The sequence below is a fragment of the Pseudomonas sp. FG98 genome, from assembly GCF_057808595.1.
Window position 1 is genome coordinate 26,569 of record NZ_JBMDIJ010000003.1, and the last position, 26,634, is coordinate 53,202.

General features: G+C 64.3%; 30 protein-coding genes. 15 read left to right on the forward strand and 15 right to left on the reverse strand.

Features of this window, described 5'->3' with window-relative positions; genetic code table 11:
• Positions 1-109 precede the first annotated feature (109 nt).
• The gene (amaA, locus tag ACODSK_RS03015; protein ID WP_489013774.1) at positions 110-1,399 is read left to right on the forward strand and encodes an L-pipecolate oxidase; all 1,290 of its coding nucleotides are present in this window, start codon (positions 110-112) and stop codon (positions 1,397-1,399) included.
• On the opposite strand, the gene ACODSK_RS03020 is transcribed toward amaA, so the two are convergent.
• Positions 1,396-2,814 (reverse strand): mechanosensitive ion channel domain-containing protein, encoded by a 1,419-nt coding sequence (locus ACODSK_RS03020; protein WP_489013776.1) that lies wholly within the window; start codon positions 2,812-2,814, stop codon positions 1,396-1,398. The genes amaA and ACODSK_RS03020 overlap by 4 nt on opposite strands.
• A 404-nt stretch (positions 2,815-3,218) precedes the next feature.
• Here ACODSK_RS03020 and ACODSK_RS03025 point away from each other — a divergent pair, with 404 nt between their 5' ends.
• The 3 genes from ACODSK_RS03025 to vapC all read left to right on the forward strand — a co-directional run bounded on the left by ACODSK_RS03025 (position 3,219) and on the right by vapC (position 4,255).
• Positions 3,219-3,536: a DUF6124 family protein gene (locus ACODSK_RS03025; protein ID WP_489013778.1), complete on the forward strand. Its 318-nt coding sequence runs from the start codon at positions 3,219-3,221 to the stop codon at positions 3,534-3,536.
• 78 nt (positions 3,537-3,614) lie between these two features.
• Positions 3,615-3,845, forward strand: a complete 231-nt coding sequence (gene vapB / locus ACODSK_RS03030) for a type II toxin-antitoxin system VapB family antitoxin (RefSeq protein WP_489013779.1) — start codon at positions 3,615-3,617, stop codon at positions 3,843-3,845.
• Positions 3,845-4,255, forward strand: coding sequence for a type II toxin-antitoxin system tRNA(fMet)-specific endonuclease VapC (gene vapC / locus ACODSK_RS03035; RefSeq protein WP_489013780.1), 411 nt, complete (start codon positions 3,845-3,847; stop codon positions 4,253-4,255). The genes vapB and vapC overlap by 1 nt, the downstream gene beginning before the upstream one ends.
• 16 nt (positions 4,256-4,271) lie before the next feature.
• On the opposite strand, the gene ACODSK_RS03040 is transcribed toward vapC, so the two are convergent.
• On the reverse strand, positions 4,272-5,768 hold the full coding sequence (locus tag ACODSK_RS03040; protein WP_489013781.1) for a YifB family Mg chelatase-like AAA ATPase: 1,497 nt from the start codon (positions 5,766-5,768) through the stop codon (positions 4,272-4,274).
• A gap of 244 nt (positions 5,769-6,012) precedes the next feature.
• On the opposite strand from ACODSK_RS03040, the gene ACODSK_RS03045 reads away from it, so the two are divergent.
• On the forward strand, positions 6,013-7,059 hold the full coding sequence (locus tag ACODSK_RS03045) for a hypothetical protein (RefSeq protein WP_489013782.1): 1,047 nt from the start codon (positions 6,013-6,015) through the stop codon (positions 7,057-7,059).
• On the opposite strand, the gene dmeF is transcribed toward ACODSK_RS03045, so the two are convergent.
• The 3 genes from dmeF to ACODSK_RS03060 form a co-directional block, all read right to left on the reverse strand.
• A complete protein-coding gene (gene dmeF, locus ACODSK_RS03050) occupies positions 7,060-7,983 on the reverse strand; it encodes a CDF family Co(II)/Ni(II) efflux transporter DmeF (protein ID WP_489013783.1) in 924 nt (307 codons plus the stop codon).
• Positions 7,984-7,991: 8 nt separating this feature from the next.
• A complete protein-coding gene (locus ACODSK_RS03055; RefSeq protein ID WP_489013784.1) occupies positions 7,992-8,267 on the reverse strand; it encodes a metal/formaldehyde-sensitive transcriptional repressor in 276 nt (91 codons plus the stop codon).
• A 167-nt stretch (positions 8,268-8,434) separates the two neighbouring features.
• Entirely contained in the window at positions 8,435-8,698 is a 264-nt protein-coding gene (locus ACODSK_RS03060) for an accessory factor UbiK family protein (protein ID WP_489013785.1), read from the reverse strand.
• A gap of 413 nt (positions 8,699-9,111) precedes the next feature.
• Here ACODSK_RS03060 and glnK point away from each other — a divergent pair, with 413 nt between their 5' ends.
• The 3 genes from glnK to sutA all read left to right on the forward strand — a co-directional run bounded on the left by glnK (position 9,112) and on the right by sutA (position 11,616).
• On the forward strand, positions 9,112-9,450 hold the full coding sequence (glnK, locus tag ACODSK_RS03065) for a P-II family nitrogen regulator (RefSeq protein ID WP_002555808.1): 339 nt from the start codon (positions 9,112-9,114) through the stop codon (positions 9,448-9,450).
• A 40-nt stretch (positions 9,451-9,490) separates the two neighbouring features.
• Complete coding sequence (locus ACODSK_RS03070) at positions 9,491-10,825, forward strand: ammonium transporter (protein WP_489013787.1); 1,335 nt, start codon at positions 9,491-9,493, stop codon at positions 10,823-10,825.
• Positions 10,826-11,292: 467 nt separating this feature from the next.
• Positions 11,293-11,616: a transcriptional regulator SutA gene (sutA, locus tag ACODSK_RS03075; protein ID WP_489013789.1), complete on the forward strand. Its 324-nt coding sequence runs from the start codon at positions 11,293-11,295 to the stop codon at positions 11,614-11,616.
• 175 nt (positions 11,617-11,791) lie between these two features.
• Here the strand turns inward: sutA and ACODSK_RS03080 are convergent, their stop codons facing one another.
• The 6 genes from ACODSK_RS03080 to lptM are packed head-to-tail and all read right to left on the reverse strand — an operon-like array spanning position 11,792 to position 16,364.
• Positions 11,792-12,487, reverse strand: a complete 696-nt coding sequence (locus tag ACODSK_RS03080) for an HAD family hydrolase (RefSeq protein WP_489013791.1) — start codon at positions 12,485-12,487, stop codon at positions 11,792-11,794.
• Complete coding sequence (xerC, locus tag ACODSK_RS03085; protein ID WP_489013793.1) at positions 12,484-13,383, reverse strand: tyrosine recombinase XerC; 900 nt, start codon at positions 13,381-13,383, stop codon at positions 12,484-12,486. The genes ACODSK_RS03080 and xerC overlap by 4 nt, the downstream gene beginning before the upstream one ends.
• The gene (locus ACODSK_RS03090; protein ID WP_489013795.1) at positions 13,384-14,121 is read right to left on the reverse strand and encodes a DUF484 family protein; all 738 of its coding nucleotides are present in this window, start codon (positions 14,119-14,121) and stop codon (positions 13,384-13,386) included.
• A 13-nt stretch (positions 14,122-14,134) separates the two neighbouring features.
• Positions 14,135-14,965: a diaminopimelate epimerase gene (gene dapF, locus ACODSK_RS03095; protein WP_489013797.1), complete on the reverse strand. Its 831-nt coding sequence runs from the start codon at positions 14,963-14,965 to the stop codon at positions 14,135-14,137.
• 4 nt (positions 14,966-14,969) lie between these two features.
• Positions 14,970-16,217 (reverse strand): diaminopimelate decarboxylase, encoded by a 1,248-nt coding sequence (gene lysA, locus ACODSK_RS03100; protein ID WP_489013799.1) that lies wholly within the window; start codon positions 16,215-16,217, stop codon positions 14,970-14,972.
• Between the two features lie 9 nt (positions 16,218-16,226).
• Positions 16,227-16,364, reverse strand: a complete 138-nt coding sequence (gene lptM, locus ACODSK_RS03105; RefSeq protein WP_009395706.1) for an LPS translocon maturation chaperone LptM — start codon at positions 16,362-16,364, stop codon at positions 16,227-16,229.
• Positions 16,365-16,549: 185 nt separating this feature from the next.
• Between lptM and cyaY the strand changes: the two genes are divergently transcribed.
• From cyaY to rnk, 3 genes are all read left to right on the forward strand, one after another.
• Positions 16,550-16,882, forward strand: a complete 333-nt coding sequence (gene cyaY / locus ACODSK_RS03110) for an iron donor protein CyaY (protein ID WP_489013801.1) — start codon at positions 16,550-16,552, stop codon at positions 16,880-16,882.
• Position 16,883: 1 nt separating this feature from the next.
• Positions 16,884-17,105, forward strand: a complete 222-nt coding sequence (locus ACODSK_RS03115) for a DUF1289 domain-containing protein (RefSeq protein WP_489013802.1) — start codon at positions 16,884-16,886, stop codon at positions 17,103-17,105.
• Between the two features lie 235 nt (positions 17,106-17,340).
• Positions 17,341-17,751, forward strand: a complete 411-nt coding sequence (gene rnk / locus ACODSK_RS03120; RefSeq protein ID WP_489013804.1) for a nucleoside diphosphate kinase regulator — start codon at positions 17,341-17,343, stop codon at positions 17,749-17,751.
• Here rnk and ACODSK_RS03125 read toward each other — a convergent pair whose 3' ends face one another.
• The 3 genes from ACODSK_RS03125 to ACODSK_RS03135 all read right to left on the reverse strand — a co-directional run bounded on the left by ACODSK_RS03125 (position 17,752) and on the right by ACODSK_RS03135 (position 21,400).
• Positions 17,752-20,610, reverse strand: a complete 2,859-nt coding sequence (locus ACODSK_RS03125; RefSeq protein WP_489013806.1) for a class I adenylate cyclase — start codon at positions 20,608-20,610, stop codon at positions 17,752-17,754. It lies immediately after the preceding gene.
• 176 nt (positions 20,611-20,786) lie between these two features.
• A complete protein-coding gene (locus tag ACODSK_RS03130) occupies positions 20,787-21,032 on the reverse strand; it encodes a TIGR02647 family protein (protein WP_075802814.1) in 246 nt (81 codons plus the stop codon).
• Between the two features lie 83 nt (positions 21,033-21,115).
• Positions 21,116-21,400: a hypothetical protein gene (locus ACODSK_RS03135; protein ID WP_489013808.1), complete on the reverse strand. Its 285-nt coding sequence runs from the start codon at positions 21,398-21,400 to the stop codon at positions 21,116-21,118.
• 146 nt (positions 21,401-21,546) lie between these two features.
• On the opposite strand from ACODSK_RS03135, the gene ACODSK_RS03140 reads away from it, so the two are divergent.
• The gene (locus ACODSK_RS03140; RefSeq protein ID WP_489013810.1) at positions 21,547-22,212 is read left to right on the forward strand and encodes a glutathione S-transferase family protein; all 666 of its coding nucleotides are present in this window, start codon (positions 21,547-21,549) and stop codon (positions 22,210-22,212) included.
• Between the two features lie 112 nt (positions 22,213-22,324).
• Here ACODSK_RS03140 and argH read toward each other — a convergent pair whose 3' ends face one another.
• The gene (gene argH, locus ACODSK_RS03145) at positions 22,325-23,719 is read right to left on the reverse strand and encodes an argininosuccinate lyase (protein WP_489013812.1); all 1,395 of its coding nucleotides are present in this window, start codon (positions 23,717-23,719) and stop codon (positions 22,325-22,327) included.
• A 305-nt stretch (positions 23,720-24,024) separates the two neighbouring features.
• Here argH and ACODSK_RS03150 point away from each other — a divergent pair, with 305 nt between their 5' ends.
• The 3 genes from ACODSK_RS03150 to ACODSK_RS03160 all read left to right on the forward strand — a co-directional run bounded on the left by ACODSK_RS03150 (position 24,025) and on the right by ACODSK_RS03160 (position 26,593).
• Entirely contained in the window at positions 24,025-24,771 is a 747-nt protein-coding gene (locus ACODSK_RS03150) for a LytR/AlgR family response regulator transcription factor (RefSeq protein ID WP_489013814.1), read from the forward strand.
• A gap of 116 nt (positions 24,772-24,887) precedes the next feature.
• Positions 24,888-25,829, forward strand: coding sequence for a hydroxymethylbilane synthase (hemC, locus tag ACODSK_RS03155; protein ID WP_489013816.1), 942 nt, complete (start codon positions 24,888-24,890; stop codon positions 25,827-25,829).
• Entirely contained in the window at positions 25,826-26,593 is a 768-nt protein-coding gene (locus ACODSK_RS03160) for a uroporphyrinogen-III synthase (RefSeq protein WP_489013818.1), read from the forward strand. Before hemC ends, ACODSK_RS03160 begins: the two co-directional genes overlap by 4 nt.
• Positions 26,594-26,634: the final 41 nt, after the last annotated feature.

Sequence of the window (26,634 nt, forward strand, 5' to 3'; positions counted from 1 at the left end):
GCCTCATCGCTGGCAAGCCAGCTCCCACAAGGTGCGGTTATGCACTGACCCTGTGGGAGCTGGCTTGCCAGCGATGGCCGCAAAACAGGACCAAAGCCGGAGTCCACCCATGCCCGACCTGCGTCAACAATGCTTGTGGGAATACGTCACCCCGCCCGCGGCGCCCGCCGTGGCCCTGGCTGGCGATGCGGTAGCCGACGTCTGTGTCATCGGCGGCGGCATCACCGGCCTGTCCGCCGCCCTGCACCTGCTCGAACAGGGCAAGTCGGTGGTGCTGCTGGAGGCCCGGGATATCGGCCATGGCGGCTCCGGGCGCAATGTCGGGCTGGTCAACGCCGGCACCTGGATCCGTCCTGACGATGTCGAAACCACCCTCGGCCAGCAGCAAGGCAGCCGCCTGAACAAGGTGCTGGGCGAGGCGCCGGCGGAAGTCTTCGCCCTGATCCAGCGCCTCGGTATCGACTGCCAGGCGAGGAACGAAGGCACTCTGCACATGGCGCACAACGCCACCGGCGTCGCCGATCTGCAGGCGCGCCACGAGCAATGGACCCGCCGCGGCGCCGACGTCGAACTGCTGACCGGCGCCCGCTGCGAAGACTACTGCGGCACCCGGCAGATCTCCGCCGCGCTGCTCGATCGACGCGCCGGCACCATCAATCCCATGGCCTACACCCGTGGCCTGGCCGAAGCCGTCGAACGCCTCGGTGGGCGCATCCATCCCCGTTCCCCGGTGCAGGGCCTGGAGCGCAATGGCAATCAGGGCTGGCGGGTAAAAACCGCGAAAGGCGTGGTCGAGGCCGAGAAGGTGGTTATCTCCACCGGCGCCTACACCGAAGGCGACTGGACCAACCTGCAAAAGCATTTCTTCCGTGGCTATTACTACCAGGTGGCCTCAGCACCACTACACGGTGCTGCCGCCGACAACGTGCTCAAGCACGGCCAGGGCTCCTGGGACACCCGCACTGTGCTCAGCAGCATCCGCCGCGACGACCAGGGCCGCCTGTTGCTGGGCAGTCTCGGCCGGGTGGACAACAAGCCGGCCTGGTTCATCCGCAGTTGGGCCGATCGCATCCAGAGCCATTACTTCCCGGAACTGGGCAAGGTCGAATGGGAAATGCACTGGACCGGCTGCATCGACTTCACCCCGGATCACCTGATGCGCCTGTTCGAGCCGGCGCCGGGCATTGTTGCGGTCACTGGCTACAACGGTCGCGGCAACACCACCGGGACGGTGATCGGCAAAGCCTTCGCCCGGTTCCTGTTGCAGGACGATCCGGCGGCGCTGCCGATTCCGTTCTCGCCGATGAAACCGGTCGCGGCACCGGCGTTGCGTACCGGCTTCTACGAAACCGGGTTCTCGCTGTATCACGCGGGGCAGTGTCTGCGCGTCGTACTTTAGGTCCTGCGCTGCAGCCAGTGAAGGAAACCGCCTTTCTTGACCTCGGCCGGTCGCTGCAACAGCAGTGACTGGCTGTTCTCCTGGCGGACGCGTTGCAGCTTGGTCAGTGCGGCCTTCACCTCATCGCGCTGTTCCAGGCAGCTACGCACCTCGGCCTTGTCGATGCGGTACAGCAGGCAACTGGTCAGGCTGCGGAACTCGGCGCTGGAGGCATCGCCGTCCAGCAGGCCCTCGACGCCGAGCACCTCGCCCGGCCCCATGCGCCCGGCCTCGCGCAGTTTCTCGCCATCATGGATCGCTGCGGAAACCACGCCGGTGCCGATCACCAAGACATGATCGGAGGCTTCGTCGACGCCGAGGATCACCTGGTCGGCCGGGTACTCCACGGCGATCATGCGCTGGCTCAGGCTGTCCTTCTCCTCGCTGCTCAGGGCGCGGAAGATGCGCACATCTTCCAGCAGGCTGCGCTGGCGGCTCCACGGGCGGGTGTCGTTATCCGGGTTCCAGATCACCCCGGCGGCCACCAGGTGGCGGTGGGCAAGATCGAACATCTGGTTGCGCACGCTGGTCTTCTGGCTCATCTCGGCGACGAAGCCGCTGGCCTCGTATTCCACCGACTCCAGCGTAGTGCTCTTGATCGTCGCCTTCGGCGCCGGCGTGGTCAGCAACGCGCTGCTGCCCTGCAGGGTTTTCTCCAGCGCATCAAGCACCTTGCGCGGGCGTACGCTGGCTGGCACCACCACACTGATGGACACGCCATGCACGTCGGCCGGACGGCTGAAATTCAGCAGCTTGGCCTTGGCCGCCACCGAATTGGGGATCACCGCCATGCTGCCGTTGCCGGTGAGCAGGCGGGTGGCGCGCCAGTCGATATCGATCACCTTGCCTTCGGTACCGTCGATGCTGATCCAGTCATCGATCTGGTAGGGGCGGGTGGTGTTCAGGACGATGCCGGAAAACACATCGCTCAGGGTGCTCTGCAAGGCCAGGCCGATAACGATCGCCATCACCCCGGAGGTGGCCAGCAGGCCCTTGACCGGGAGCTGCATGACGTAGGCGGCTGCGGCGACGATGGCCACCAGGAAGATCAGCGCGCCGAGCACGTCCTGCAACAGCCGGCCGGTATGGCCGCCGCGAGCGATCAGCAGCAGGCCGATGACCACCGTCAGGGTGCGCGCGGCGAACAGCCACCAGGTGATTTCCAGCACGGTGGCGATCAGGTTGCGCGCCAGGTCTTCGGGCCAGGGTGGTGGTTGCAGCGGGCTGATGCCGGCGCTCAGCAGTACACCGGTGAACAGCAGGAAGGCCACCACCCGGGCGGCGGTGCGCCAGTTGCGTTTGTCCATGGGAATAGCGCGCCAGAGCAGCAGGTCCAGCAGCAGGAGGAAGGCGCCGAGCAGGAGGGGGTAGGGCATGGGCTTCTCGGGGTCAGTGGGTCGCCGGATGGGGACTGCGAAGCAGTCCCAGAGGGTCTCAATGTCATTGGAAACAACAGATTTCACAATGCCCTGTAGGCGTTTTCTGTAGGGCGCTTCTGAATCATACTGCGCGGCCTGTTGCTCTGTTGCGCCTGTCTGGATGGGTGCATAGGCTCCGCCCTTCATTGGTTTCAATGATCGGGTGTCGCAGCCCGGAGCAATAGTCACGGCTTCCCTTTCAGCTTCGCTCGTTTTTCGGGTGATGCCTGTCAATGGCGGCTGTGCGTGGGGCACCTTCGGGTGCGCCGGTTCCTATTGCCCGGTCTGCGAACCCGCGTACAGCTGCCACCCTCCGTTTCGCAGCGCTCCGGTGGCGGCTCCACTGCAATAGGAGTTGCACAATGAAAAAGCCCGTCCCCGATCCGCCGCCTTTCGACTTCTCCCGCTTCAGTACCACCGGTACGCCCTTCGGTCCCCATGATTTCCACGGCAGTTGCATGTTCAACGTCAACGAGGGGATCTGTGCTGAGGATGCCCTTGTCCATGCCTGCCTTTTGCTCAGTTGCCTCCGCGCTTCGGCCTGCGATGCTGCGCAGCACCTCACTGCCAACGATCATGCCCTGGTGATTGGTATCGCCCAGCAGGCTGAAATGGCCAAGGCGTTGGTGGATTCGGTGTTGGCGGGGTTTGTCTGGAGTAGTGGGGGCAGGCGGGAATAGTGCTGCCATATCCCGTTGACATATCCCAAATGGCGACTACCATGGGATATACATTTGATATATCCCTAGAGGTGAGCGATGGAGCAAGGTGCAGTTTTTCAGAGCAATCGCAGCCAAGCCATAAGGTTACCCAAGGCTGTCGCTCTTCCAGATGATGTAAAACGCGTAGATGTTGTTGCTCTCGGGCGTACCAGGATCATCACGCCAGCGGGCGAGTCTTGGGACAGTTGGTTCGACAGCGAGGGTGTCACTGCGGATTTTATGGCGGAACGTGAGCAGCCTGAGGATCAGGAGAGGGAGGCGTTTTGATGCTCAAGTTCATGCTCGATACCAACATCTGCATCTTCACTATCAAGAACCGCCCATTTGAGGTTCGGGAAATCTTCAAGCGCCATCACGGCCAGATGTGCATTAGTACGGTGACTCTGATGGAGTTGGTCTATGGTGCGGAAAAGTCATCGAATCCTGAGCGCAACCTGGCTGACGTCGAAGGATTCGCGGCTCGCCTGGAAGTGCTCAAGTATGACCACGAAGCTGCTGCCCACACTGGCCAGCTTCGCGCCGAGCTTGCCCGTCTTGGCAAGCAGATTGGTCCCTATGACCAGATGATTGCCGGGCATGCTCGTTCCCAGGGATTGATCGTTGTATCCAACAACCGACGCGAGTTCGACCGCGTTCCCGGCTTGAGGGTCGAGGATTGGGTGCCTCCCACTGCGTAGTTCAGAAAGGCAATCCTCATTCCTGCCCCGCCGGCCGATACTGCAACGCCTCCGCCAGATGCTCCCGGCGGATATCCTCGACCTCCTCCAGATCCGCCAGCGTCCTTGCCACCTTGAGCAACCGGTGCGCTGCACGCAGCGACAGGGTCAGGCGTTCGCAGGCGTGCTCCAGCCATTTCTCATCCGCTGTGGATAACCGGCAATGACAGCGCAGGCCTGGCAGGTCGAGGAAGGCGTTGGCGCAGCCTTGGCGTTGCTGCTGGCGTTCGCGGGTGAGGGCGACCTGGCGGGCGACGGTGGCGCTGTCGGGGCCATTGTCAGTGGAGGGAGAAAGGGCCGTGGCCTCGCGGGCGACGGTGAGGTGCAAGTCGATCCGGTCGAGCAGGGGCCCGGAGAGTTTGTTGCGATAGCGCTGGATCAGTTCGCTGCTGCAGCGGCAGCGGCCGGTGGGATCGCCGAGATATCCACAGGGGCAGGGGTTCATTGCCGCGACCAGTTGGAAACGTGCCGGGAAGCGCACGCGGTCCCGGGCCCGGGCGACCACAATCTCGCCTGATTCCAGCGGCTCGCGAAGCACCTCCAGCACGCGCCGTTCGAACTCCGGCAGTTCATCGAGAAACAGAACGCCATGATGGGCCAAGGTGATTTCGCCGGGTGTCGGGCGCGATCCTCCACCGACCAAGGCAGGCCCTGACGCAGAGTGATGAGGATGTCTGAAGGGTCTTTGCGGCCAGCAATCCAGCGGCTTCGGGCTCGCCACCGACTGGATCGCCGCGACCTCCAGCGCTTCGCGTTCATCCAGCGGCGGCAGCAAGCCGGGCAGGCGACTGGCAAGCAAGGTCTTGCCGGTGCCCGGCGGACCGCTGAACAGCAGGTTATGCGCGCCCGCCGCCGCCACCAGCAACGCCCGCTTGGCCGCCAGTTGCCCCTGTACCTCGCTCAGGTCGGGGTAGGGCCGGGGATTGAGCAACAGACCGTTGGCCTGGTACGGCAGCAGCGGTTGCTGGCCGCTGAAATGCCCGACCAGTTCCAGCAGGTTCTCTGCGGCATAAACCTCCAGCCCCGAGGCCATGCAGGCTTCCTCGGCATTCGCCTTCGGCACCACCAGCGCCCGCCCCGCATCGCGGGCGGCGAGGGCGGCGGGCAGCACGCCCTGCACGGGTCGTACCGCTCCGGACAGCGCCAGTTCGCCGAGGCATTCCACCTTGTCCAGGGCTGCCTGGGTGAACTGCCCGTTGGCCGCCAGCAAGCCCAGGGCAATCGCCAGGTCGAAGCGTCCGCCGTCCTTGGGCAGGTCGGCAGGGGCGAGGTTGAGGGTGATGCGCCGCTGGGGAAATTCCAGGCGCGAATTGACGATCGCGCTGCGCACCCGGTCCTTGCTTTCCTTGACCGTGGCTTCCGGCAACCCGACCAGGGTCAGGGTCGGCAAGCCATTGGCGAGATGGGCCTCGATGATGACGGGCGGCGCCAGCACGCCCACCTGGGCGCGGCTATGGACGATGGCGAGGGACATGAACACTCCATGATCGATGCAGTGCCGCGTCGTGCGGCTTTGCAAGGATAGTGGCGGGTTCGGTAGAGGTGACCGGTACTGTGCTTCGGGGTATTGCAGGGGGTATGTGTTGCCCGGCCCGTCACATCGGAGCGCGGTAATGGCATTTTGCTCGATGGCCCTTCGCGGCGAATATCGGCTGATCTATAGTCACGCGTTCCGCCGCCCTGACCACAGGCCTTTTCATCTTCAAGGAAGCCCACGAATGCCGGTCGCCACCTGTTCCGCGTGCAATCACTACGTCAATGTGCCGAACGTTCAGAACGCCGAAGCATTCGAGTGCCCGTTCTGCCTGCGGGACCAGCACGGCAAGAAGCCGGCGATGTTGCTGTACCGGTGCTACTCCTGCCAGAACGTTTCCCTGTTCCTGGCGAAAAACCCGCCGCGTGCCTGTTCTCGCTGCCGCACCTTGACCCGGACCTTGATGAATCATCAGGTCCCCCTGGCGGACGCACCCTTCGTCGAGTCGGAATGGCTCTATCACGTGACCAGCGTGAAAGTCGCCAGGCTGGTGCAGGCGGGGGGCCTGCGCTCGGCGCTGGCCAGGACCGGTGTGCGCAAGCCCGATCCGGAAGGCTCCTTCGCCAAGGACCGGGTCAATCGCGTACCGAAGGCCATCAACAGCCGCCTCAAGCATTACATCGCCACCTGCCGGGCCAATCGCGACGACGATTGGTTCATCAAGCAGGTGATGGTCTACACCCCGATGCCCCTGGCATTCACTGGCGACAACGGCGACTACGAGACCCTCAAGGCGATGGACGACAAGCGCTTCACCGATTTCGGCCAGCAGACCATCGGCGCGGGCTTCAAGGAATCCATCTTGGGCACGATGAAGCTCGCCCGGGACGGGACCACGACAAAGTACTTCAATACCCTGAATGCGCAGCCCGGGCATTTCCTGACGAAGCTCGCCACCGACTACGCCAATCTCAACTTCGATATCGAAGGCGCGATTACCGCCAGCCATGTCTACTTCCTCAATTCCATGAAACTCGATCTGATGAAGTCGGGCTTTCAGGACTACGTGAAGTTCCGCGCTCCGGAGGACACCGCGGTCCTGCGCATACGCCGTAAGGACCTGTTCGGGCTGGAGGACGACGAGGCGGATTTCCGGGCCGTACGCACCCCGCATAGCGTGAGTGCGTTCGCCGGGTTCGAGATCATGAGCGCCGGTACCCGTGACGATTTCCTGAGGCCCGAGTTCCGCGCCAACAGCGCTAACTGGACCCCATTCAAGCACTGGGAATGATCAGGCCGGCTGCACCTCGATCGTGAGATGGCGCACCTCGTGCACCGGCAGCAGGCGCTGGCGGATGCTCGCCAGATCCACCCCGGCCTTGCCCACCACACTGACGATCGCCGCATGCGCCTCTGGCCCGACGCGCCAGACGTGCAGGTCGGTGATGCGGGCGTCGCCGGGTTTTTCCACCAGTTCGCGGATTTCTTCGGCGACATGCTCGTCGGTCTGATCCAGCAGCACCCCGGCAGTGACCTTCATCAGGCTCCACGACCAGCGTGCGATCACCAGCGCACCGACGATGCCCATCAGCGGATCCAGCCATACCCAGCCCAGGAAGCGCCCGGCCAGCAGCGCGGCGATGGCCAGCACCGAGGTGAGGGCGTCGGCGATGACGTGCAGGTAGGCGGAGCGCAGGTTGTTGTCGTGACCGGCGTGGCCGTGATGGTGGTGGTCGTGATCGTGGCCATGCTCATGGTGGTGGTCATGGCTGCGCCCGTGGCCGAGCAGCAAGGCGCTGACGATATTGACGATCAGGCCAATCACGGCAATCAGGATTGCCGTATCGAACTGCACCTCGCCCGGCTGGAACAGGCGGATGGCCGATTCGATACCGACGCTGAGGGCGACGATGCCGAGGATAAGCGCCGAGGCGAAGCCGCCGAGGTCACCGACCTTGCCGGTACCGAAGCTGTAGCGGGCATTGCCGGCATGGCGGCGGGCGTAGGCGTAAGCTGCCGCAGCGATGCCGAGGGCACCGGCGTGGGTGGCCATGTGGAAGCCGTCGGCAAGCAGGGCCATGGAGCCGGTGATGTAGCCGGCGGCGATCTCCGCGACCATCATCACCAGGGTGAGGATCACCACCCACAGGGTACGGCGGGCGTTCTGGTCGTGGGCGGAGCCGAGGAACTGGTGGTCGTGTGTGTGCTCGGTCATGGCGGTGCTCACTTCGAATAGCGGCGGATGGCTTCGAGCAGTTCTTCCACGCCCTTGGCGCGCTCTTCATCGCTCAGGCCGGGATTGGCGACGTGCTCGCGGGCGTGGTCTTCGATGATTTCTTCCAGCAGGCCGTTCATGGCGCCGCGGGTGGCGGCCACCAGGTGCAGGGTGGTGCCGCAGTCGGCGCCTTCCTCCAGGGCCTTTTCCACCGCCTGGAGTTGACCGGCGATGCGCTTCACGCGCTTGAGCAGCGCGTCCTTCTTCACATGGGTGTGTGCCATTTCTATACCCCTCCCCCCTATAGGTGCGGCGGAGCTTCGCATACCCCCACCCCCCTATGCAAGCGGCAGGCGAACGGAGACCGTGCCGGGCAAGCCGGAGGAATCAGGAAGGGAAATGGACTTGGCTGCGGGACCAGCGCGGGCGCGCTGGTCGGCAACCGGGGGCATCACTCGCTGGCGATGGGGTTCAGGCGGGCTTCGAGCTCTTCGACCTTGGCTTCCAGTGCTTCCAGGCGGGCGCGGGTGCGGGCCAGGACGACCATCTGGCTGTCGAATTCTTCACGGCTGACCAGGTCGAGCTTGCTGAAGCCGCTTTGCAGCAGCGCCTTGAACTGGCTTTCCAGCTCGCTGCGCGGTTGCGCGGGGTCATTGCTGAACAGGCGCGAGGCCTGGTCGCTCAGGGCATCGAGAAAGGCTTTGGGCGCAAGCATGGGAGGCGCTCCTGTTTCGAAAAGAGGGGCGGCAGTGTAGCACGGGGCACTTGCTGCCTTTTGCTGCACACTTTTTGAACATCGCCCGCCATCGATGCGCACTGTTGTAGTGCGTCGTTTTGCCTGCTGGCTACTGGCCAAGATCGAGCACTGTGCCCAAGTCTTTGTAATTCGGCGCTTTCCCGGACATGGCACTGTTTCTGCTAAGACCATCGTGACCCATGCACTGATGCAGTCCCAGGACGAGGCAGTGCTCAGGCGGAGCGAAGACACGAAGTTTTGCCTGGTGCCGATTTCGCCAGTCAGCCACGCGGAATAAGGCTGACGAAACGTTACAAAGCCCAGGCACTGCGCTTAGACTTGAGTCGGGTTTGTTTTCCTGGGGCAAGTCCACCTATTCGGGAGAGAGTTTCATGAAGCTAGTCACTGCCATCATCAAGCCGTTCAAACTGGACGATGTGCGCGAGTCGCTGTCCGAAATCGGCGTGCAGGGCATTACTGTCACTGAAGTCAAAGGCTTCGGTCGGCAGAAGGGTCACACCGAGCTGTATCGCGGCGCGGAGTACGTGGTCGACTTCCTGCCCAAGGTCAAGATCGACGTCGCCATCGACGACAAGGATCTGGATCGGGTCATCGAAGCCATCACCAAGGCCGCCAACACCGGCAAGATCGGTGACGGCAAGATTTTCGTGGTGAATCTGGAACAGGCTATTCGCATCCGTACCGGCGAAACCGATACCGACGCGATCTAACAAAAGCCGCCCCAAACCCAACGCCCCAGGAGAAAACAACATGACTCTGCGTAAATTCGCAGGGCTAGGAGCCCTTTTGTCCCTCGTAATGCCAGCCGTCGCGCTGGCCGAGGAAACCACGGCAGCTGCCGCTCCTACGCTCAATTCCGGCGATACCGCCTGGATGCTGACTGCCACTGCCCTCGTGCTGTTCATGACCATCCCCGGCCTGGCGCTGTTCTACGGCGGCATGGTGCGTTCGAAGAACGTGCTGTCGGTGATGATGCAGTGCTTCGCCATCACCGGCCTGATCAGCGTGCTGTGGGTCGTCTTCGGCTACAGCCTGGCCTTCGATACCACCGGTATGGAGCAGGGCGTCACCAACTTCAATTCCTTCGTCGGCGGCCTGTCCAAGGCATTCCTCGCCGGCGTGACTCCCGCCAGCCTGACGGCAGCCTTCCCGGAAGCGGTCTTCATCGTCTTCCAGATGACCTTCGCCATCATCACCCCGGCGCTGATCGTCGGTGCCTTCGCCGAGCGCATGAAGTTCTCCGCGATGCTGGTGTTCATGGGCATCTGGTTCACCCTGGTCTATGCACCGATCGCACACATGGTCTGGGCCGGCAACGGCGGCCTGATGTGGGACTGGGGCGTCCTGGACTTCGCTGGCGGCACCGTGGTGCACATCAACGCCGGTGTGGCTGGCCTGGTAGCGTGCATCGTGCTCGGCAAGCGTAAAGGCTACCCGACCACCCCGATGGCCCCGCACAACCTGGGCTACACCCTGGTCGGCGCGGCAATGCTGTGGATCGGCTGGTTCGGCTTCAACGCCGGCTCCGCTGCTGCCGCCAACGGCACCGCTGGCATGGCCATGCTGGTGACCCAGGTCGCTACCGCTGCCGCTGCGCTGGGCTGGATGTTCGCCGAGTGGATCACCCACGGCAAACCAAGCGCACTGGGCATCGCCTCGGGTGTGGTTGCTGGCCTGGTTGCCATCACTCCGGCCGCTGGCACCGCTGGCCCGATGGGCGGCCTGGTAATCGGTCTGGTTTCCGGTGTGGTCTGCTTCTTCTGCGCCACCAGCCTGAAACGCAAACTGGGTTATGACGACTCGCTGGACGCCTTCGGTGTGCACGGTGTCGGCGGTATCGTCGGTGCGATCCTCACCGGCGTGTTCGCGGCTCCTGCCCTGGGTGGCTTCGGCACCGTGACCGACATCGCTGCACAGGTCTGGATCCAGGCCAAGGGCGTCGGCTTCACCGTGATCTACACCGCCATCGTCACCTACGTGATCCTGAAAGTGCTGGATGTAGTGATGGGCCTGCGTGTGAACGAAGAAGAAGAGTCGGTCGGCCTCGACCTGGCTCAACACAACGAGCGCGGCTACAACCTGTAACCCGCCGAGAAAAAACTTGCCCGGCTTGCCGGGCATTTTTTCGCCCGGAATTTGCCTTCCAGGCGACGCGCAAACGGTTTTTCGCCGCAGGTTCATCCCTGATGGAATGACTCTCGCTTTGTCGGTGGAAAACTTACAGTCTCCGGGGCGTTTTAGGCACTTTGCTTTTTCATCGGGCACGCTAGAATGCGCGCCGTGGGGTGATGATGGCCTGTTCACACACTTCATGGCCCTTTGCTAGGCTTGCTGATGAGCGAGCCGACAGGCAGGGACCCGTCCGGTGCATTTGAACCGGCAGCTCTTTATTTGGTCAGGCTCTGAAGGGCCTGCACGGCGTTCGCCAGATGTAGCGGCGGGCGCTGGTGATCACGGCTGATCCGTGGTCCGCGATTTTTCTCCCGCAGTCGTAAACCTCTACGGCGGCTGGTCTATAACTAATCTGCTTTTCGCAAGTCATGAGGTAGAACATGAGCGACGACGATCTGGAAAATGACGACCTCGAAGTAGGCGACGAAGACGAGGGCGATGAAGGCCTCGAAGCGGCTGGCGACGACGTAGCCGAAGACGCTGGCGACGATAGTCCGGCCCCTGCGGCCAAAGGCAAATCCAAGGCGGCGGTCTCGGTCGACGAGATGCCGAGCATGGAAGCCAAGCAGAAGGAGCGCGATGCGCTCGCCCGGGCCATGGAGGAATTCCTGGCGCGTGGTGGCAAGGTGCAGGAAGTCGAAGCCAACGTGGTTGCCGACCCGCCCAAGAAGCCCGACAACAAATACGGCAGCCGTCCTATCTGAGGTCGTCGTAACGAAAAGCCCGCCATCAACCAGCGGGCTTTTTTGTGTCTGCGACTTTAAGGGCGAAGGCGAACCCTGTGGGAGCGGGTTTACCCGCGATTGCCATGGTGAGTTCGCTACAGTAATCGCGGGTAAACCCGCTCCCACAGTGGTATTTGCAAAGGCTGATTTAGTCTCAGCGCCAGCGCGCGAGTACGTCTGGCAGCTGTGAGAGCCGCTGGATCTCCGCATCCGGCTTGCCCTCGGCCTCCCAGGTCTTGCCCTGCGGGTTGAACCACACCGCCCGCAGGCCGGCGCGCTGGGCGCCGGCGATATCGTCGCCGGGGTGGTCGCCGATATGCACGGCGGCGCTGGCGTCTGCTTCACCCTGGCGCAGGGCTTCGAGGAACGGCGCCGGGTCCGGCTTGCCGATGCCCAGGTCCTCGGCGCAGAGGGCGAACTTGAAGTAGTCGGCCAGGCCCAGGCGGCGTACATCGGCATTGCCGTTGGTGACCACGCCGAGGGTGTAGTGGCGACGCAGCAATTCCAGCACGGGCTGCACTTCCGGGAAGATCTCGATCTGGTGGCGGGCGTGGAGGAACACCTCGAAGCCTTCGTTGGCCAGCTCACGCGCGTGGTGCTCGCTGTAGCCGACATCTTCCAGGGCATGGAACAGCACGCGCCTGCGCAGGGCGCTGATACGGTGCTTGAGGCCGGGCTCGGCCTGCACCACGCGCTCGCGGATGGCGTAGAGGTGCTCCACCGGCACTGCGCCCAGGTCCGGCGCGTTGGCCGCCAGCCAGTCGCGCAGCACCGCTTCGGCGCTGACGATCACGGGGGCGGTGTCCCACAGGGTGTCGTCGAGGTCGAAGGTAATCAGCTGAATACTCATGAGTCGTCGCCTTTACTGCGTTTGGCACGAGGATGCGCGCTGTCATAGACCGCCGCAAGGTGCTGGAAATCGAGGTGGGTGTAGATCTGGGTGGTCTTGATATCGGCGTGGCCAAGCATCTCCTGCACGGCGCGCAAGTCCTGCGACGACTCCAGCAGGTGGCTGGCGAAGGAGTGCCGCAGCATGTGCGGATGCAGGTTCTGCCCAAGCTCCCGCTCACCAGCCGCCTTCACCCGCTTCTGGATGGCCCGTGGACCGAGGCGCTGGCCTTGCTGGCTGACGAACACGGCGTCGTCCCTGGGGTTGCTCAACCCGCGTAGCGGTAGCCATTGCTCCAGTGCTTCACGGGCCTTGCGTCCGACCGGCAGCACGCGGGTCTTGCTGCCCTTGCCGTGCACCTGCACCAGTCCGGCGGGAAGGTCGAGCTGCTCAAGGTCAAGGCCGGTCAGTTCGGACAGGCGCAGGCCGGAGGAATAGAAGAGTTCGAGAATGGCCTGGTCGCGGCGGGCAAGAAAGTCGTCCTCGACGCCGCCTTCCAGCAGTTGCAGGGCGCGGTCGGTGTCCAGGGTGCGGGGCAGGCGGCGTTCGCCTTTCGGCGCGGATAGACCGTTGGCCGGATCGTGCTCGCAGATGCCTTCGCGGTTCAGGTAGCGATAGAAGCCCCGTACCGCCGACAACAGCCGCGCCAGGCTGCGCGAGGACTGTCCCTGATGGTGACGGCGGGCGATGAACTGGCGCAGGTGCTGGATCTGCAGGGCCTTCCAGTCAGTGATCCCGACCGTCCCGCAGAACGCCAGGACGGTCTCCAGATCGCGACGGTAGGCCAGTTGGGTGTGCTCCGACATCTGCCGCTCGCTGCGCAGATGGGTGCAGAACGCCTCGAGCTGGCGTTCCACTCAGCGCACCGGGCGCAGGGTCTGGGTCAGGCGCGGCACGACGCGACCGAGTACTTCGGCGATGTAGCCGAGGAACAGGGTGCCGACGGTGCTCTTGTAGTGATGCGGATCGCGGCTGCCGATTGCCAGCACGCCATGCAGCCCCTGGTTTTCCAGGGCCGCCACCGCGCTGGAGCCGACTTCCTTGCGCTGTGCCTCGCCGAACAGGAAGTCCAGCTCATGCTCGCGCAGATTGCCGCTGACGGTCTTGCCGCTGCAGAGCAGCCCGCCGATGGCCTGCTGGGCTTCGCTGGTGCTGACCCAGCGTCCCACCGGCGCGGCGTTCTCGCCGAACAGCACGAGGCTGACGAAGGGTACCTGGAAGTCCTGGCGCAGGCGGTCTTCGACGGCCATGACCACGGTTTCCAGGTTGTCGGCGTCGAGCAGGTCGAGGATCAGTCGGCGGGTCTTTTCGAACAGGCGGTCGTTGTCGCGGGCGACATCCATCAGGTGCGAGAGGCGGTGGCGCATTTCGATATTGCGGTCGCGCAGCAGCTTGAGCTGGCGCTCCACCAGCGACACGCTGTCGCCACGCTGGTGGGGGATGAGCATGTCGAGCAACAGCTCGTCATGCTCGGCGAAGAAGGTGGGATGAGCGCGCAGATAGGCAACCACGGCGTCGGCCCCGACGTCGGGCGTGGAGCCCTCCACGAGGTTATCGTCGGGTTCCGCGGCTGGCGCCTGGGGCTGATCGGTCATGGCTGGCACTCACTCATAGACGAACCTGTCCTTCGTAGACCCGTACCGCCGGGCCGGTCATCATCACCGGCTTGCCCGGACCGCCCCACTCGATGGACAGGCGTCCGCCGGGCAGGTCGATAAGCAGTGGCGAATCCATCCAGCCCTGGCTGATGGCGGCCACCGCAGCGGCGCAAGCACCGGTACCGCAGGCCTGGGTTTCCCCGGCGCCGCGCTCCCACACGCGCAACTGGGCGCGGTGGCGGTCGATGACCTGGAGGAAACCGACGTTGACTCGCTGCGGGAAGCGCGGGTGATGCTCGATCTGTGGGCCGAGGTCGTGGACCGGGGCGTTGTTGACGTCATCCACGCGCAGCACGGCGTGCGGGTTGCCCATGGACACTGCGGCCAGTTCGACGGTCTGCCCGCCGACTTCCAGCGGATAGCTCAGGGCCTGGGCCGGTGCCTGGAACGGGATTTCCGCCGGGACCAGGCGTGGCGGGCCCATGTCGACGCAGATCTGCCCGTCGTTGCGCACGTCCAGCTCGATGATGCCGCCCTTGGTTTCCACGCGGATGCGCTTCTTCGCGGTCAGGCGCTTGTCGAGGACGAAGCGGGCGAAGCAGCGCGCGCCGTTGCCGCACTGTTCCACTTCGGAGCCGTCGGCGTTGAAGATCCGGTAGCGGAAATCCACTTCCGGATTGCTCGGCGCCTCGACGATCAGCAGTTGGTCGAAGCCCACGCCGGTATGGCGGTCGCCCCATTGCTTGGCGTGCTTGGGCAGGATATGCGCGTGCTGGCTGACCAGGTCGAGGACCATGAAGTCATTGCCCAGGCCGTGCATCTTGGTAAAACGCAAAAGCATCGTGTCACTCCGGCAGCAGGCTTTCGCCGGCGAACAGCTCGGCTACGGTCTCGCGGCGGCGCACTTCGAACGCCTGGTCGCCATCGACCAGCACTTCGGCGCTGCGGCCACGGGTGTTGTAGTTGGAGCTCATGACGAAACCATAGGCGCCCGCGGAGCGGACAGCCAGCAGGTCGCCTTCGGCCAGGTTCAGGGTGCGGTCCTTGGCGAGGAAGTCGCCGGTCTCGCAGATCGGTCCGACCACGTCGTAGGTGCGTGCTTCGCCGGCGCGGGGGTGCACGGCGCTGACGTCCATCCAGGCCTGGTACAGCGCCGGGCGGATAAGGTCGTTCATCGCCGCATCGACGATGGCGAAGTCCTTGTGCTCGGTGTGCTTGAGGTATTCCACGCGGGTCAGCAGGACCCCGGCGTTGGCCACGATATGCCGGCCCGGCTCGAACACCAGGGCCAGGTCGCGCTCGCCCAGGCGCTCGCGCACGGCCTTGATGTAGTCGCCGGCCAGCGGTGGCTGCTCATCGCGGTAGCGCACGCCGAGGCCGCCACCCAGGTCCAGGTGGTTGAGCAGGATGCCGCAATCGCCGAGGCGGTCGACCAGCATCAGGATGCGGTCGAGGGCGTCGAGGAAGGGTTCCAGGGAAGTCAGTTGCGAACCGATATGGCAGTCGACGCCGACCACGTCCAGGTTCGGCAACTGTGCGGCGCGGATGTAGACCTCTTCGGCATCGGCGATGGCGATGCCGAACTTGTTCTCTTTCAGGCCGGTGGAGATGTACGGGTGGGTGCCGGCATCGACGTCCGGGTTGACCCGCAGCGACACCGGGGCGCGTACGCCCAGTTCTGCTGCGACCTGCTGCAGGCGCTCCAGTTCGTCGGTGGACTCTACGTTGAAGCAGTGCACGCCGACTTCGAGGGCGCGGCGCATGTCCGCGCGGGTCTTGCCGACGCCGGAGAAGACCACGCGGTCGGCACGTCCGCCGGCTGCCAGGACGCGTTCCAGCTCGCCGCCGGAAACGATGTCGAAGCCGGCGCCGAGGCGCGCCAGGACATTCAGCACGCCCAGGTTGGAGTTGGCCTTGACCGCGAAGCAGACCAGGTGCGAAGTGCCTTGCAGGGCATCGGCGTAGCTACGGTACTGGGCTTCGATATGGGCCCGGGAGTACACGTAGGTCGGGGTGCCGAAACGTTCGGCGATCGCCGACAGGCCCACACCTTCCGCGAACAGCTCGCCGTCGCGGTAGTTGAAAGCGTCCATCGGAGTCCCTTACTGGTGCTGGTGCGATTGCGACTTCTTGCCGTCCTTGCTGTCGTCAGGAAGGTACAGTGGGCCTTTCTGGCCGCAGGCGGAGACAAGGCAGGCAACCGCGACGAGCGCCGCGAGGGAGGAAATCAGGCGCTTCATGGCGAAATCCTTTGATTTAAGCAGTATTGCGCCGGAGTATACCGAGCGCCCGGCGCCTTGCCTATGCAGCGCGCCAGCCGTCGGGCGGTGTGCACGGGGCGCGGCGTTTGTCTTTGCATTCGCGACGCGGCGCTCGTATCTTGCCCGGCTTGCGTGTTGAGCAGACATTTTTCGAGGTTCCTGCAATGAGTTTGAGCGAAGCGCGTTTTCACGATCTGGTAGACGCGACCCAACAGGCACTGGAAGACCTGTTCGATGAGAGCGACCTGGACCTGGACATGGAAAACTCGGCCGGCGTGCTGACCATCAAGTTCGACAACGGCGCCCAGTTGATCTTCAGTCGCCAGGAGCCGTTGCGCCAGCTGTGGCTGGCCGACCGTTCCGGCGGTTTCCATTTCGACTACGACGAAGAAAGCGGCAAGTGGGTCTGCGAGAAGACCGAGGAGTTGCTGGGCGAGATGCTGGAGCGCATCGTCTGGGAACGTGCCGGTGAAAAGCTCGATTTCGAAGAGATCTGAGATGAGCAGCGAGGTTCGGCCGCCCAAGCCGCTGTACAGCAACGTCAGCCCGGCGGTGAAGTCACCGTGCATCAGCACCTGCCGCCTGGACGAGGCGCGGGTGTGCATCGGTTGCTTCCGCCATGTTGAGCATATCCGCGAGTGGCGTTCGGCGGATGACCAGCGGCGGCGGGAGATCTGTGCCGAGGCCGGTGCGCGGCGGATGGCGGCTACCGGGTCCTGAGGTTTTTGCTGCTCCTGCTGGCCTCATCGCCGGCAACGCCGGCTCCCACAAGGACCGCGGTGCATGCAATCCCTGTGGGAGCCGGCGTTGCCGGCGATGAGGCCCTCAAGGCTTGTGAAATTACCCGGCTGTGGTAGTGTCAGCCTCACAACGGCCATCTGCCGAACATTCGAAAACCCCGCCCTTGGGCGGGGTTTTGCTTTATGCGATCTGCCAAAAGGAGCCTGAACGGATCATGAGCACCAAACCTTCCCTGACCCTCACCCGCCTGGACGTACAGCGTCTGGAACGCCTGCTCGACAGTCTCGACGAAAGCACGCCGGGCGTCCTGGCCCTGCAGGGCGAGCTGGATCGCGCTGGCCAGGTGGTCGGTCACGAGGAAGTCCCCGCCGGGGTGGTGACCATGAACTCCCGCGTGCACTGCCGCGAGGAAGCCAGCGGCAAGGATTATCACCTGACCCTGGTCTACCCCAAGGATGCAGGCGGCGAAGGCAACGTTTCGATCCTCGCGCCGATCGGCTGCGCCCTGCTCGGTCTGTCGGTGGGCGAGCAGATCGACTGGCCGGCACCCGGTGGCAAGACCCTCAAGCTCAAGCTGCTGGAGGTCGAGTACCAGCCGGAAGCGGCCGGTGATTTCGACCTCTGATCAGACCGCTGCCAGGGCCTGGTTGAGCAGGCTCTCCAGCTCCTGCTTGTAGCGCAGGTAGAGGATGCTCGAGCCCTGGCCATCGGCGAGCAGATCGGAAAGATCCAGGTCGGTGATGTAGCAGCGATAGCGCTGGGCATCACGACGCTGCTCGATGATTTCGCGGGCGACCACGGCATACAACTGGTCGCCGTGGTCCAGCTCGGAAAACTCCTTCTGGTTGCAGTACAGGGTGACGTGCATGGCGTTGTCCGCCGCCGCCTGGATGATCGCCTGGACTTCGTAGTAGGGCAGGTCCAGTGCCAGCTCCGGCGCCTGCCAAGGCTCGACCTGGCGGGCACGGCCGTTGCCTGACGGCAGTATCCGGTAGTACAGGGTGTCCAGCGGATGAGCCTGCTGCTCGTCCATCGGCAGCCGCGCATTGCGGCGAAACACCATCGATTGCAGGAAGCGCTGCAACGGCAGGAGCAGGCTGCTTTCGTCATGGAAGGGCAAGCGCTGCTGCCACAGGGCGTCGTGCTCATCCAGCACGTAGACGTCGGCCCAGTTGTCCTGCACCCGGTAGAACACCTGCACGCATTGCGGCTGGCCCAGCGGCAGGACCAGCGCCAGGTCGTGGTCTTCCAGCACATTGCCGTCCAGCGCCAGCGGACTGTAGCTGCTGCGCTCTTCTCTGAGGTACGCCAGCAGCTCGGCCTGGCTGTCCACCGACACCAGGCTGACCCCACCACTGAACAGCTCCAGCACATGGGTGTGCTGCTGCACCTGGATCAGGTAGCGGTGGTTCAGGCGCTGGTCGAACAGGGCCTGGGCGGTGATGAAGACTTCCTCGACCCGCTGGGCGATGGCCAGGGCGCGGTTATGGCAGAAGCTGCGTACCCGCAGGGTCGGCCGGTGCGGGTTTTCCGTGCCGTTGTGGTCGAGGCTGTTGAGGTAGTCGCGCAGGCAGCGCAGCAGGGCGTGTTCGCCGTCGTAGCGCAGCACCTGCACTTCGTTCCAGCTGTTGAGGGTGACCTGGTCGAGGGTCAGCACCAGATTTTCCCGGACCCCGGCATAGCTCAGCGAGTCGGTGCGCTCGGTGGTCATCAGGATGTTCAGGTCGCGGTGATGGCGTAGCGGATCGACGCCGACGTTGACCAGCAACAGCACCTCGTCGGCCACGCTCGGGCGCAACAGGCGCGCGTCGCTGACGGTATTCAGCGGCAGCATCACGCTCTGCTGCAGGCTGCCGATCAGGTTGAACAGCTCGTACTCGCTCAGGTCGCTGCTGCCCGGGTGCAGGGCCAGGCGCGTGGCGCTGTCGATCACGCCGTTGCGGTGGGCCCAGGCCAGCAGGTCGAGGAGATCGCGGCTGCGCTTGATCGGGGTGAAGTGCTCCCACTCGTGAACGCCGAGATTGCCGTTGTACAGGCCCCAGTGGGTCTGGCCCGGCTCCTTGCGGTCTGGCGAATTGACCAGGGTCAGAGTGTCTTCCGCCAGGTCCGGCGCTACCCCCGGGTTGACGAATTCGACCTTGCCGGCGCGGCGCTCGAAGGCGGCGTAGAGACGGCGACCGAGGATGTTCAGGTCGCGCTGGTCGATGCGTGCGGTGGCACCGAGATTGCGCGCGAACTGGTCGAGAAAGCGATAGCTGTGGTTCAGCTCGGCCACCAGCACGCGGCGCTCGGCGGCGACCTGACGCACCTTCCACTGGCTGCGGCTGTCGAGCAGGGCCAGCTGGCGCTCGTCCCAGCTCCATTCGTGGGCCAGGCGCTCCAGCAGCTCGCTCTGCCAGTTGGGTTTCTGCCGGGCCAACTGGCTGATCTTGCGGTTTACCTTGAGGTACAGGCTGCGTCGCACCAGTTCCAGGCGCTGGGTTTCGTTGCGGCGCTGCAGATATTGCTCGATGCGCCGGTAGACCATCATGTACGGGTCCAGCTCGTCGATATCGAGGACATTGGCGAACACCGCCTGCTTGAAGTGCAGGCTCAGGCAGCGCACGTCCGGATGTTCGCTGGCGTAGACCTCGGTCAGCAGCAGCTTGAGCACCGACTTGTAGGGCGACTCGATGCCCTTGAACAACTGCCACAATCCGGCGCCGACGAACTCGCCGGGCGGGATGTGCGCCAGGTTGCCGAGGTCGAGCACCTCGTCGCTGCGCACGAAGCGCTTGGACAGCAGGGTCTCGGTGTACTTGGTGTAGTTGCCTTCCTCGTAGACCGGCACCAGCCACCACAGCGGCGTGCGCCCGGCCAGCCAGATCGCGGTGCGGTAGAACTCGTCGAGCAGCAGGTAATGCTGGGTGGTGCCGCAGTCGTCGGAGCTGAGGCGGCTGTCGCGCTCGCCGCGCACGAATTGCCCTGGCTCGATCAGGAACAGATGGGCCTCGGCGCCTTGGGTGGCCGCCCAGCTTTCCAGCAACTGGCATTTCTTGCGCAGTTCGGCGACCGCCGCTTCGCCGAGATCGGCGGCGTGGCACACCCAGATATCCATGTCGCTCTGTTCCGCCTGGGCCAGGGTGCCCAGGCTGCCCATCAGGAACAGGCCGAGGATCGGCTGCTGCTGGTTTTCGCCGCGGCGCCCTTTATAGGCGAACGAACGCGTCAGGCGCTGGGCTTCTGCCAGGGCCAGCGGGCTTGGCTCGTAAGTGGAAACGCCGGCCGGGGTGTTGCCGGAGACATAGCCGGGCAGCAGCGGATGATTGACGTGGAAGAACAGCGGCAACAGGGTCAGCACCTGCTGCTGGCGGCTGGAAAGCCCTTCCATGGCGCGGCCCAGGCGGCCCTGGTTGAGGTCCAGGAAGCGCTTGCGCAGTTGATTGAGGACCTTGCGGTCGATGCCCTGGTCAAGGTCAGGGCGGATTTCGTGAGGAAAATTCATCGCAAGCTTAAACCGGCCGTCAGGAGGGCACGGGCGAGTTTAGCCGCAGTCGAAGCGAAGCGATAAGCGCTATTTGATTTTTGACGTCAGATTTCCAGCGCCGTCTGTCGGCGCCACCGAATCTGTCGTGGCAAGCCCGCGACCACAGTCGCGGGGCTCAGGGTTTGGCAGGGAAATCAGGCAGGCTCGGCGACGTTCAGGATGGTCAGCAGTTGTTGGGCCGCTTCGGCCGCATCATGGCCCAGTTGGGTCAGGTAGCCGCCATCGGGCTGGTCGATCAGCTTCTTTTCATAAAGGCGTTTCGCTGCGGCAATGGTCTGCGGCGCGGCGGTGGCATGGACCTTGAGTCCTTCCTGAGTGCTGTCCAGATTGAACAGCGCGAGAATTTCCAGTTCGGCAACCAACTCGGGGGTAAACGACATAGATACTCCGACTTCAAGAAAAGGAGGGCGGCACCTCTGCGGATGCCTGGTCTTGCAGTGTAGTCGCCTTGCTCTGAATTGCCTTATTCCTTCTCGGGCGGCAGTTCGGGCAGGGCGCGCAGTGCGGTCTCGTACCATTCGGTGTTGAACGGACGGTCCTCGTCGAGCATGGCGTCGATCTCGATCGCCAGCACGTGGGCCATCAGGTTGAGGATGTCCTCGCGCTCGTAACCCACCAGGGTCAGCTTGTTGAAGGCTGCCTTGGCCGCCGGCGGCTCGCCGCTTTCGATCTGGTTCTCGATGGCCTGGGTCAGGGTCGACTCGGCGAAGGCTTCTTCGTCATCGTGGTCGATATCGTGGTCGCTCATGGCGTGCTCCTTTGGACAAGGCAGCCAGTGTGCCACGGCCTTGCCGGCAATGCCGGGCTATCTGTCGCTCGCATGATGCTGGTCAGTCCCGGGCATTGGGGCTATAAAAGCCCGGCCAACCCCTTACGGCCTGGAGGCTGTTCCACATGCTCAAGCTTCATGGATTCGCGGTCAGCAACTACTACAACATGGTCAAACTGGCGCTGCTGGAAAAGGGCCTGACGTTCGAGGAAGTGCTGTTCTTTGGCGGCCAGGTCGAGGCGTCTCTGAAGATCAGCCCGCGCGGCAAGGTACCGGTGCTGGAGACCGAGCACGGCTTCCTCAGCGAGACGGCGGTGATCCTCGATTACCTGGAGCAGACCCAGGGCGGCAAGCCGCTGCTGCCGGCCGATCCGTTCGCCCGGGCCAAGGTCTGGGAACTGGCCAAGGAGATCGAGCTGTATATCGAACTGACCGCTCGTGCCCTGTACCCGCAGGCCTTCTTTGGCGCCGAGGTGCCTGAGGAGATCAAGACCAAGGCCTGGACCGAACTGCAGGCCGGCCTGGCTGCGATCAAGCGCGCAGGGGTATTCAGCCCTTACGTGGCGGGCGAGAGTCTGACCGTGGCGGATTTGTACTTTGCCTTCAGCGTCGATCTGGCGCGGGCCGTCGGCAAGAAGGTGTATGGCGTGGATGTGCTGGAGGATTTCCCGCAGGCCCAGGCGCTGCTGGAGCTGATCGGCCAGAATCCGCATGTGCTGGCGATCAATGAAGCCAAGGCGGCGCAGTTCCCGACCTTCCTGGAGAAGGTGGTCAAGGCGCGTAGCCAGTAATAAGGGTGCAGGACCCTGTGGGAGCTGGCTTGCCAGCGATAGCTATGGTGAATTCACTACAGTCATCGCTGGCAAGCCAGCTCCCACAAAGGGCCGCGTCAGCTTTGAGGGCTTAGCGGCTGGCCAGCAGGGCCTTGCCGCGAGCCACGGCGGCGCGCACCTGAGCCGGAGCAGTACCACCAATGTGGTCACGGGCGTTGACCGAGCCTTCCAGGGTCAGCACGGCGAACACGTCCTGCTCGATCTGGTCGCTGAACTGGCGCAGCTCGTCGAGGCTCATCTCGGCCAGGTCCTTGCCGGTGTCCACGCCGTATTTCACCGCATGGCCGACGATTTCGTGGCAGTCACGGAACGGCAGGCCACGGCGGACCAGGTAGTCGGCCAGGTCGGTAGCGGTGGAGAAGCCGCGCAGGGCCGCTTCGCGCATCACCGCGTGCCGTGGCTTGATCGCCGGGATCATGTCGGCGAAGGCACGCAGCGAGTCGCGCAGGGTGTCGGCGGCGTCGAACAGCGGTTCCTTGTCTTCCTGGTTGTCCTTGTTGTAGGCCAGCGGCTGGCCTTTCATCAGGGTCAGCAGGCCGGTCAGGGCGCCGAACACACGGCCGGTCTTGCCGCGCACCAGTTCCGGGACGTCCGGGTTCTTCTTCTGCGGCATGATCGAGCTGCCGGTGCAGAAGCGGTCGGGCAGGTCGATGAACTGGAACTGCGCGCTGGTCCACAGCACCAGCTCTTCGGAGAAGCGCGACAGGTGCATCATCGCCACGCTGGCGGCAGCGCAGAATTCGATGGCGAAGTCACGGTCGGAGACGCCGTCCAGCGAGTTGCCGGCCACGGCTTCGAAGCCCAGCAGCTGGCAGGTCAGCTCGCGGTCGATCGGGTAGGTGGTGCCGGCCAGGGCGGCGCTGCCCAAAGGCATGCGGTTGGTGCGCTTGCGGCAGTCGACCAGGCGCTCGTAGTCGCGGCTGAGCATTTCGAACCAGGCCAGCAGGTGATGACCGAAGGTCACTGGCTGGGCGGTCTGCAGGTGGGTGAAGCCTGGCATGACGGTTTCCGCCTCGCGCTCGGCTTGCTCCAGCAGGCCCTGCTGCAGGCGGGTGATCTCGGCCAGGATCAGGTCGATCTCGTCGCGCAGCCACAGGCGGATATCGGTGGCCACCTGGTCGTTGCGGCTGCGACCGGTGTGCAGCTTCTTGCCGGTGATGCCGATGCGGTCGGTCAGGCGTGCTTCGATGTTCATGTGCACGTCTTCGAGGTCGACGCGCCAGTCGAAGTTGCCGGCCTCGATCTCGCCCTGGATGGTCTTCAGGCCGTCGATGATGCTGTCGCGCTCGGCGTCGGTGAGCACGCCGACCTTCGCCAGCATGGTGGCGTGGGCGATCGAACCCATGATGTCGTGGCGGTACAGGCGCTGGTCGAAGGTGACGGAGGCGGTGAAGCGGGCGACGAAGGCGTCGACGGGCTCACTGAAGCGGCCGCCCCAGGACTGGTTGGTCTTGTCAGTGCTCATGGATTCGCTCGTTGAAGGCGTGAACGGGAAAAAAGTGCGGCAGATGATAACAGGGTTGCCGCCCCCGACGGGGCTCGGCGGTCGGCACAAATGCGGGTTTGTGTCGCGTTCGCAGGGGATATTCAACGATTGAACGGCAGTGTTGCGGCAACCGTCTACAGTTGGACAGAGGATCGGCATTGTTTGCTGTCGACCAGTGAATCTTTAGCCATCGTGCGAGTCTGAGCGTGGGTCGTGGTGACGGCCTGTTACCGCGATTGTCCACGTAAGCCTTGTGCGAGACTCACGCAGGAATCCAGCGCAATATGAATGTCCTGATCGTTGATGACGAATCCCAAGCCCGCGAACGCCTGAGCCGTCTGCTCGGCGACCTGGAGGGCTATACCGTGCTGGAGCCCAGCGCCACCAACGGCGAAGAGGCCCTGGCATTGATCGATAGCCACAAGCCCGACGTGGTCCTGCTCGATATCCGCATGCCCGGCGTGGACGGCCTGCAGGTCGCGGCCCGTCTGTGCGAGCGTGAAGCACCACCGGCGGTGGTGTTCTGCGCCAGCGAAGACGAATTCCCCCTGGAGGCGTTCAAGGACAGCACCCTCGGCTACGTGCTCAAGCCGGTACAGGGCGAAGACCTGCACGCCGCCCTGCGCAAGGCCGAGCGCCCCAACCGTGCGCAACTGGCCGCCCTGACCCGTCCGGGCGCGGAAAGCGGCAGCGCCCCGCGCAGCCACATCAGCGCGCGGACCCGCAAGGGCATCGAGCTGATACCGCTGGACCAGGTCATCTATTTCATCGCCGACCACAAGTACGTGACCCTGCGTCACGAGCATGGCGAGGTCCTTCTGGACGAGCCGCTCAAGGCCCTGGAAGACGAGTTTGGCGAGCGTTTCGTGCGCATCCACCGCAATGCCCTGGTGGCACGCGACCGTATCGAGCGCCTGCAGCGCACACCCCTCGGCCACTTCCAGCTGTTTCTCAAGGGCTTGAACGGTGATGCGCTGATCGTCAGCCGCCGGCACGTGGCCGGTGTGCGCAAAATGATGCAGCAGCTTTAGGGCGGGGATGGACGGGATCGCGACCAGGGATGGTCACTTCTTTGCTGACATGGGTCTGCAAGAGACTTTGATCTAGCTGTTATCATCCGGCGAATCACTCTCGTACGGATCGTTCCATGTCCACTCGCGAAATCCGCATTGCCACCCGCAAAAGCGCCCTTGCCCTGTGGCAGGCCGAATATGTCAAAGCCCGTCTGGAGCAGGCCCATCCCGGGCTGATCGTGACCTTGGTGCCGATGGTCAGCCGTGGCGACAAGCTGCTCGACTCGCCGCTGTCGAAAATCGGTGGCAAGGGCCTGTTCGTCAAGGAGCTGGAAACCGCGCTGCTCGAACAGGAAGCCGATATCGCCGTGCACTCGATGAAGGACGTGCCGATGGACTTCCCCGAAGGCCTGGGCCTGTTCTGCATCTGTGAGCGCGAAGACCCGCGCGACGCCTTCGTCTCCAATACCTTCGCCAATCTCGATGCCCTGCCGGCCGGGAGCATCGTCGGCACCTCCAGCCTGCGCCGCCAGGCCCAGTTGCTGGCGCGTCGTCCGGACCTGGAAATCCGCTTCCTGCGGGGCAACGTCAATACCCGCCTGGCCAAGCTCGATGCCGGCGAGTACGACGCCATCATCCTCGCTGCCGCCGGCCTGATCCGCCTCGGTTTCGAAGACCGCATCACCGACACCATCAGCGTCGACGACAGCCTGCCGGCGGGTGGTCAGGGTGCCGTCGGTATCGAATGCCGTAGCGCCGATCACGAAATCCACGCGCTGCTCGCGCCGCTGCACCATGCCGATACCGCCGACCGGGTCAGCGCGGAACGCGCGCTGAACAAGCACCTCAACGGTGGCTGCCAGGTGCCGATCGCCTGCTACGCGGTACTTGAAGGCGACCAGCTCTGGTTGCGCGGTCTGGTCGGCGAGCCGGCTGGCGGCGCCCTGCTCAATGCCGAGGCCCGCGCTCCCCGTGCACAAGCGGAAACCCTGGGCGTGCAAGTGGCCGAAGCGCTGCTGGCCCAGGGTGCGGGCGATATCCTCAAGGCGGTCTATGGCGAGGCCGGTCACCCGTGACCGGCTGGCGGCTGCTGCTGACCCGTCCGGACGAGGACTGCGCGGCGCTGGCCGCGACCCTCGCCACGAACGGCATCTACGGCAGCTGCATGCCCTTGCTGGATATCCAGCCACTGGCGGTTTCGGAGATGCATCGGGCGCTGGCGCGCAATCTCGATCGCTACCGGGCGGTTATCGTGGTCAGCAAGCCAGCCGCCCGATTCGGCCTGCAGCTGCTTGCCGAGCATTGGCCGACCCTGCCGGCGCTGGCCTGGTTCACGGTGGGCGCGGCGACTGCAGCGGTGCTCCAGGAGGCCGGTCTCGACGTTCATTTCCCTGATCACGGTGATGACAGCGAAGCCCTGCTGCGCCTGCCGGCCTTGCAGGCGGCGCTGGCCTGCGAAGCGCCGCAGGTATTGATCATCCGCGGCGAGGAGGGGCGCGAGTTGCTGGCCGGGCAGTTGACGGCGCTGGGGGCGGCTGTCGACTATCTGCCGCTGTACCGTCGTGGTCTCCCGGACTACCCTGCCAAAGCCCTGGCACAGCGCATCGAGGCGGAACGCCTGAACGGCCTGGTGGTCAGCAGTGGGCAGGGTTTCGAACACTTGCGCACCCTTGCTGCGCAGGATTGGCCGCGCCTGGCGCGGTTGCCCTTGTTCGTGCCGAGCCCGCGGGTGGCGCAAATCGCCCTCGCGGCCGGCGCGCAGAATGTGGTGGATTGCCGTGGCGCCAGTGCCGCGGCCTTGCTGGCGGCGTTGCAGGAAACCCCTGCACCCGCTTCCTGAGGCGCTAAGCTGAGGCGACGCGCCTGAAAACAAAGGATGGA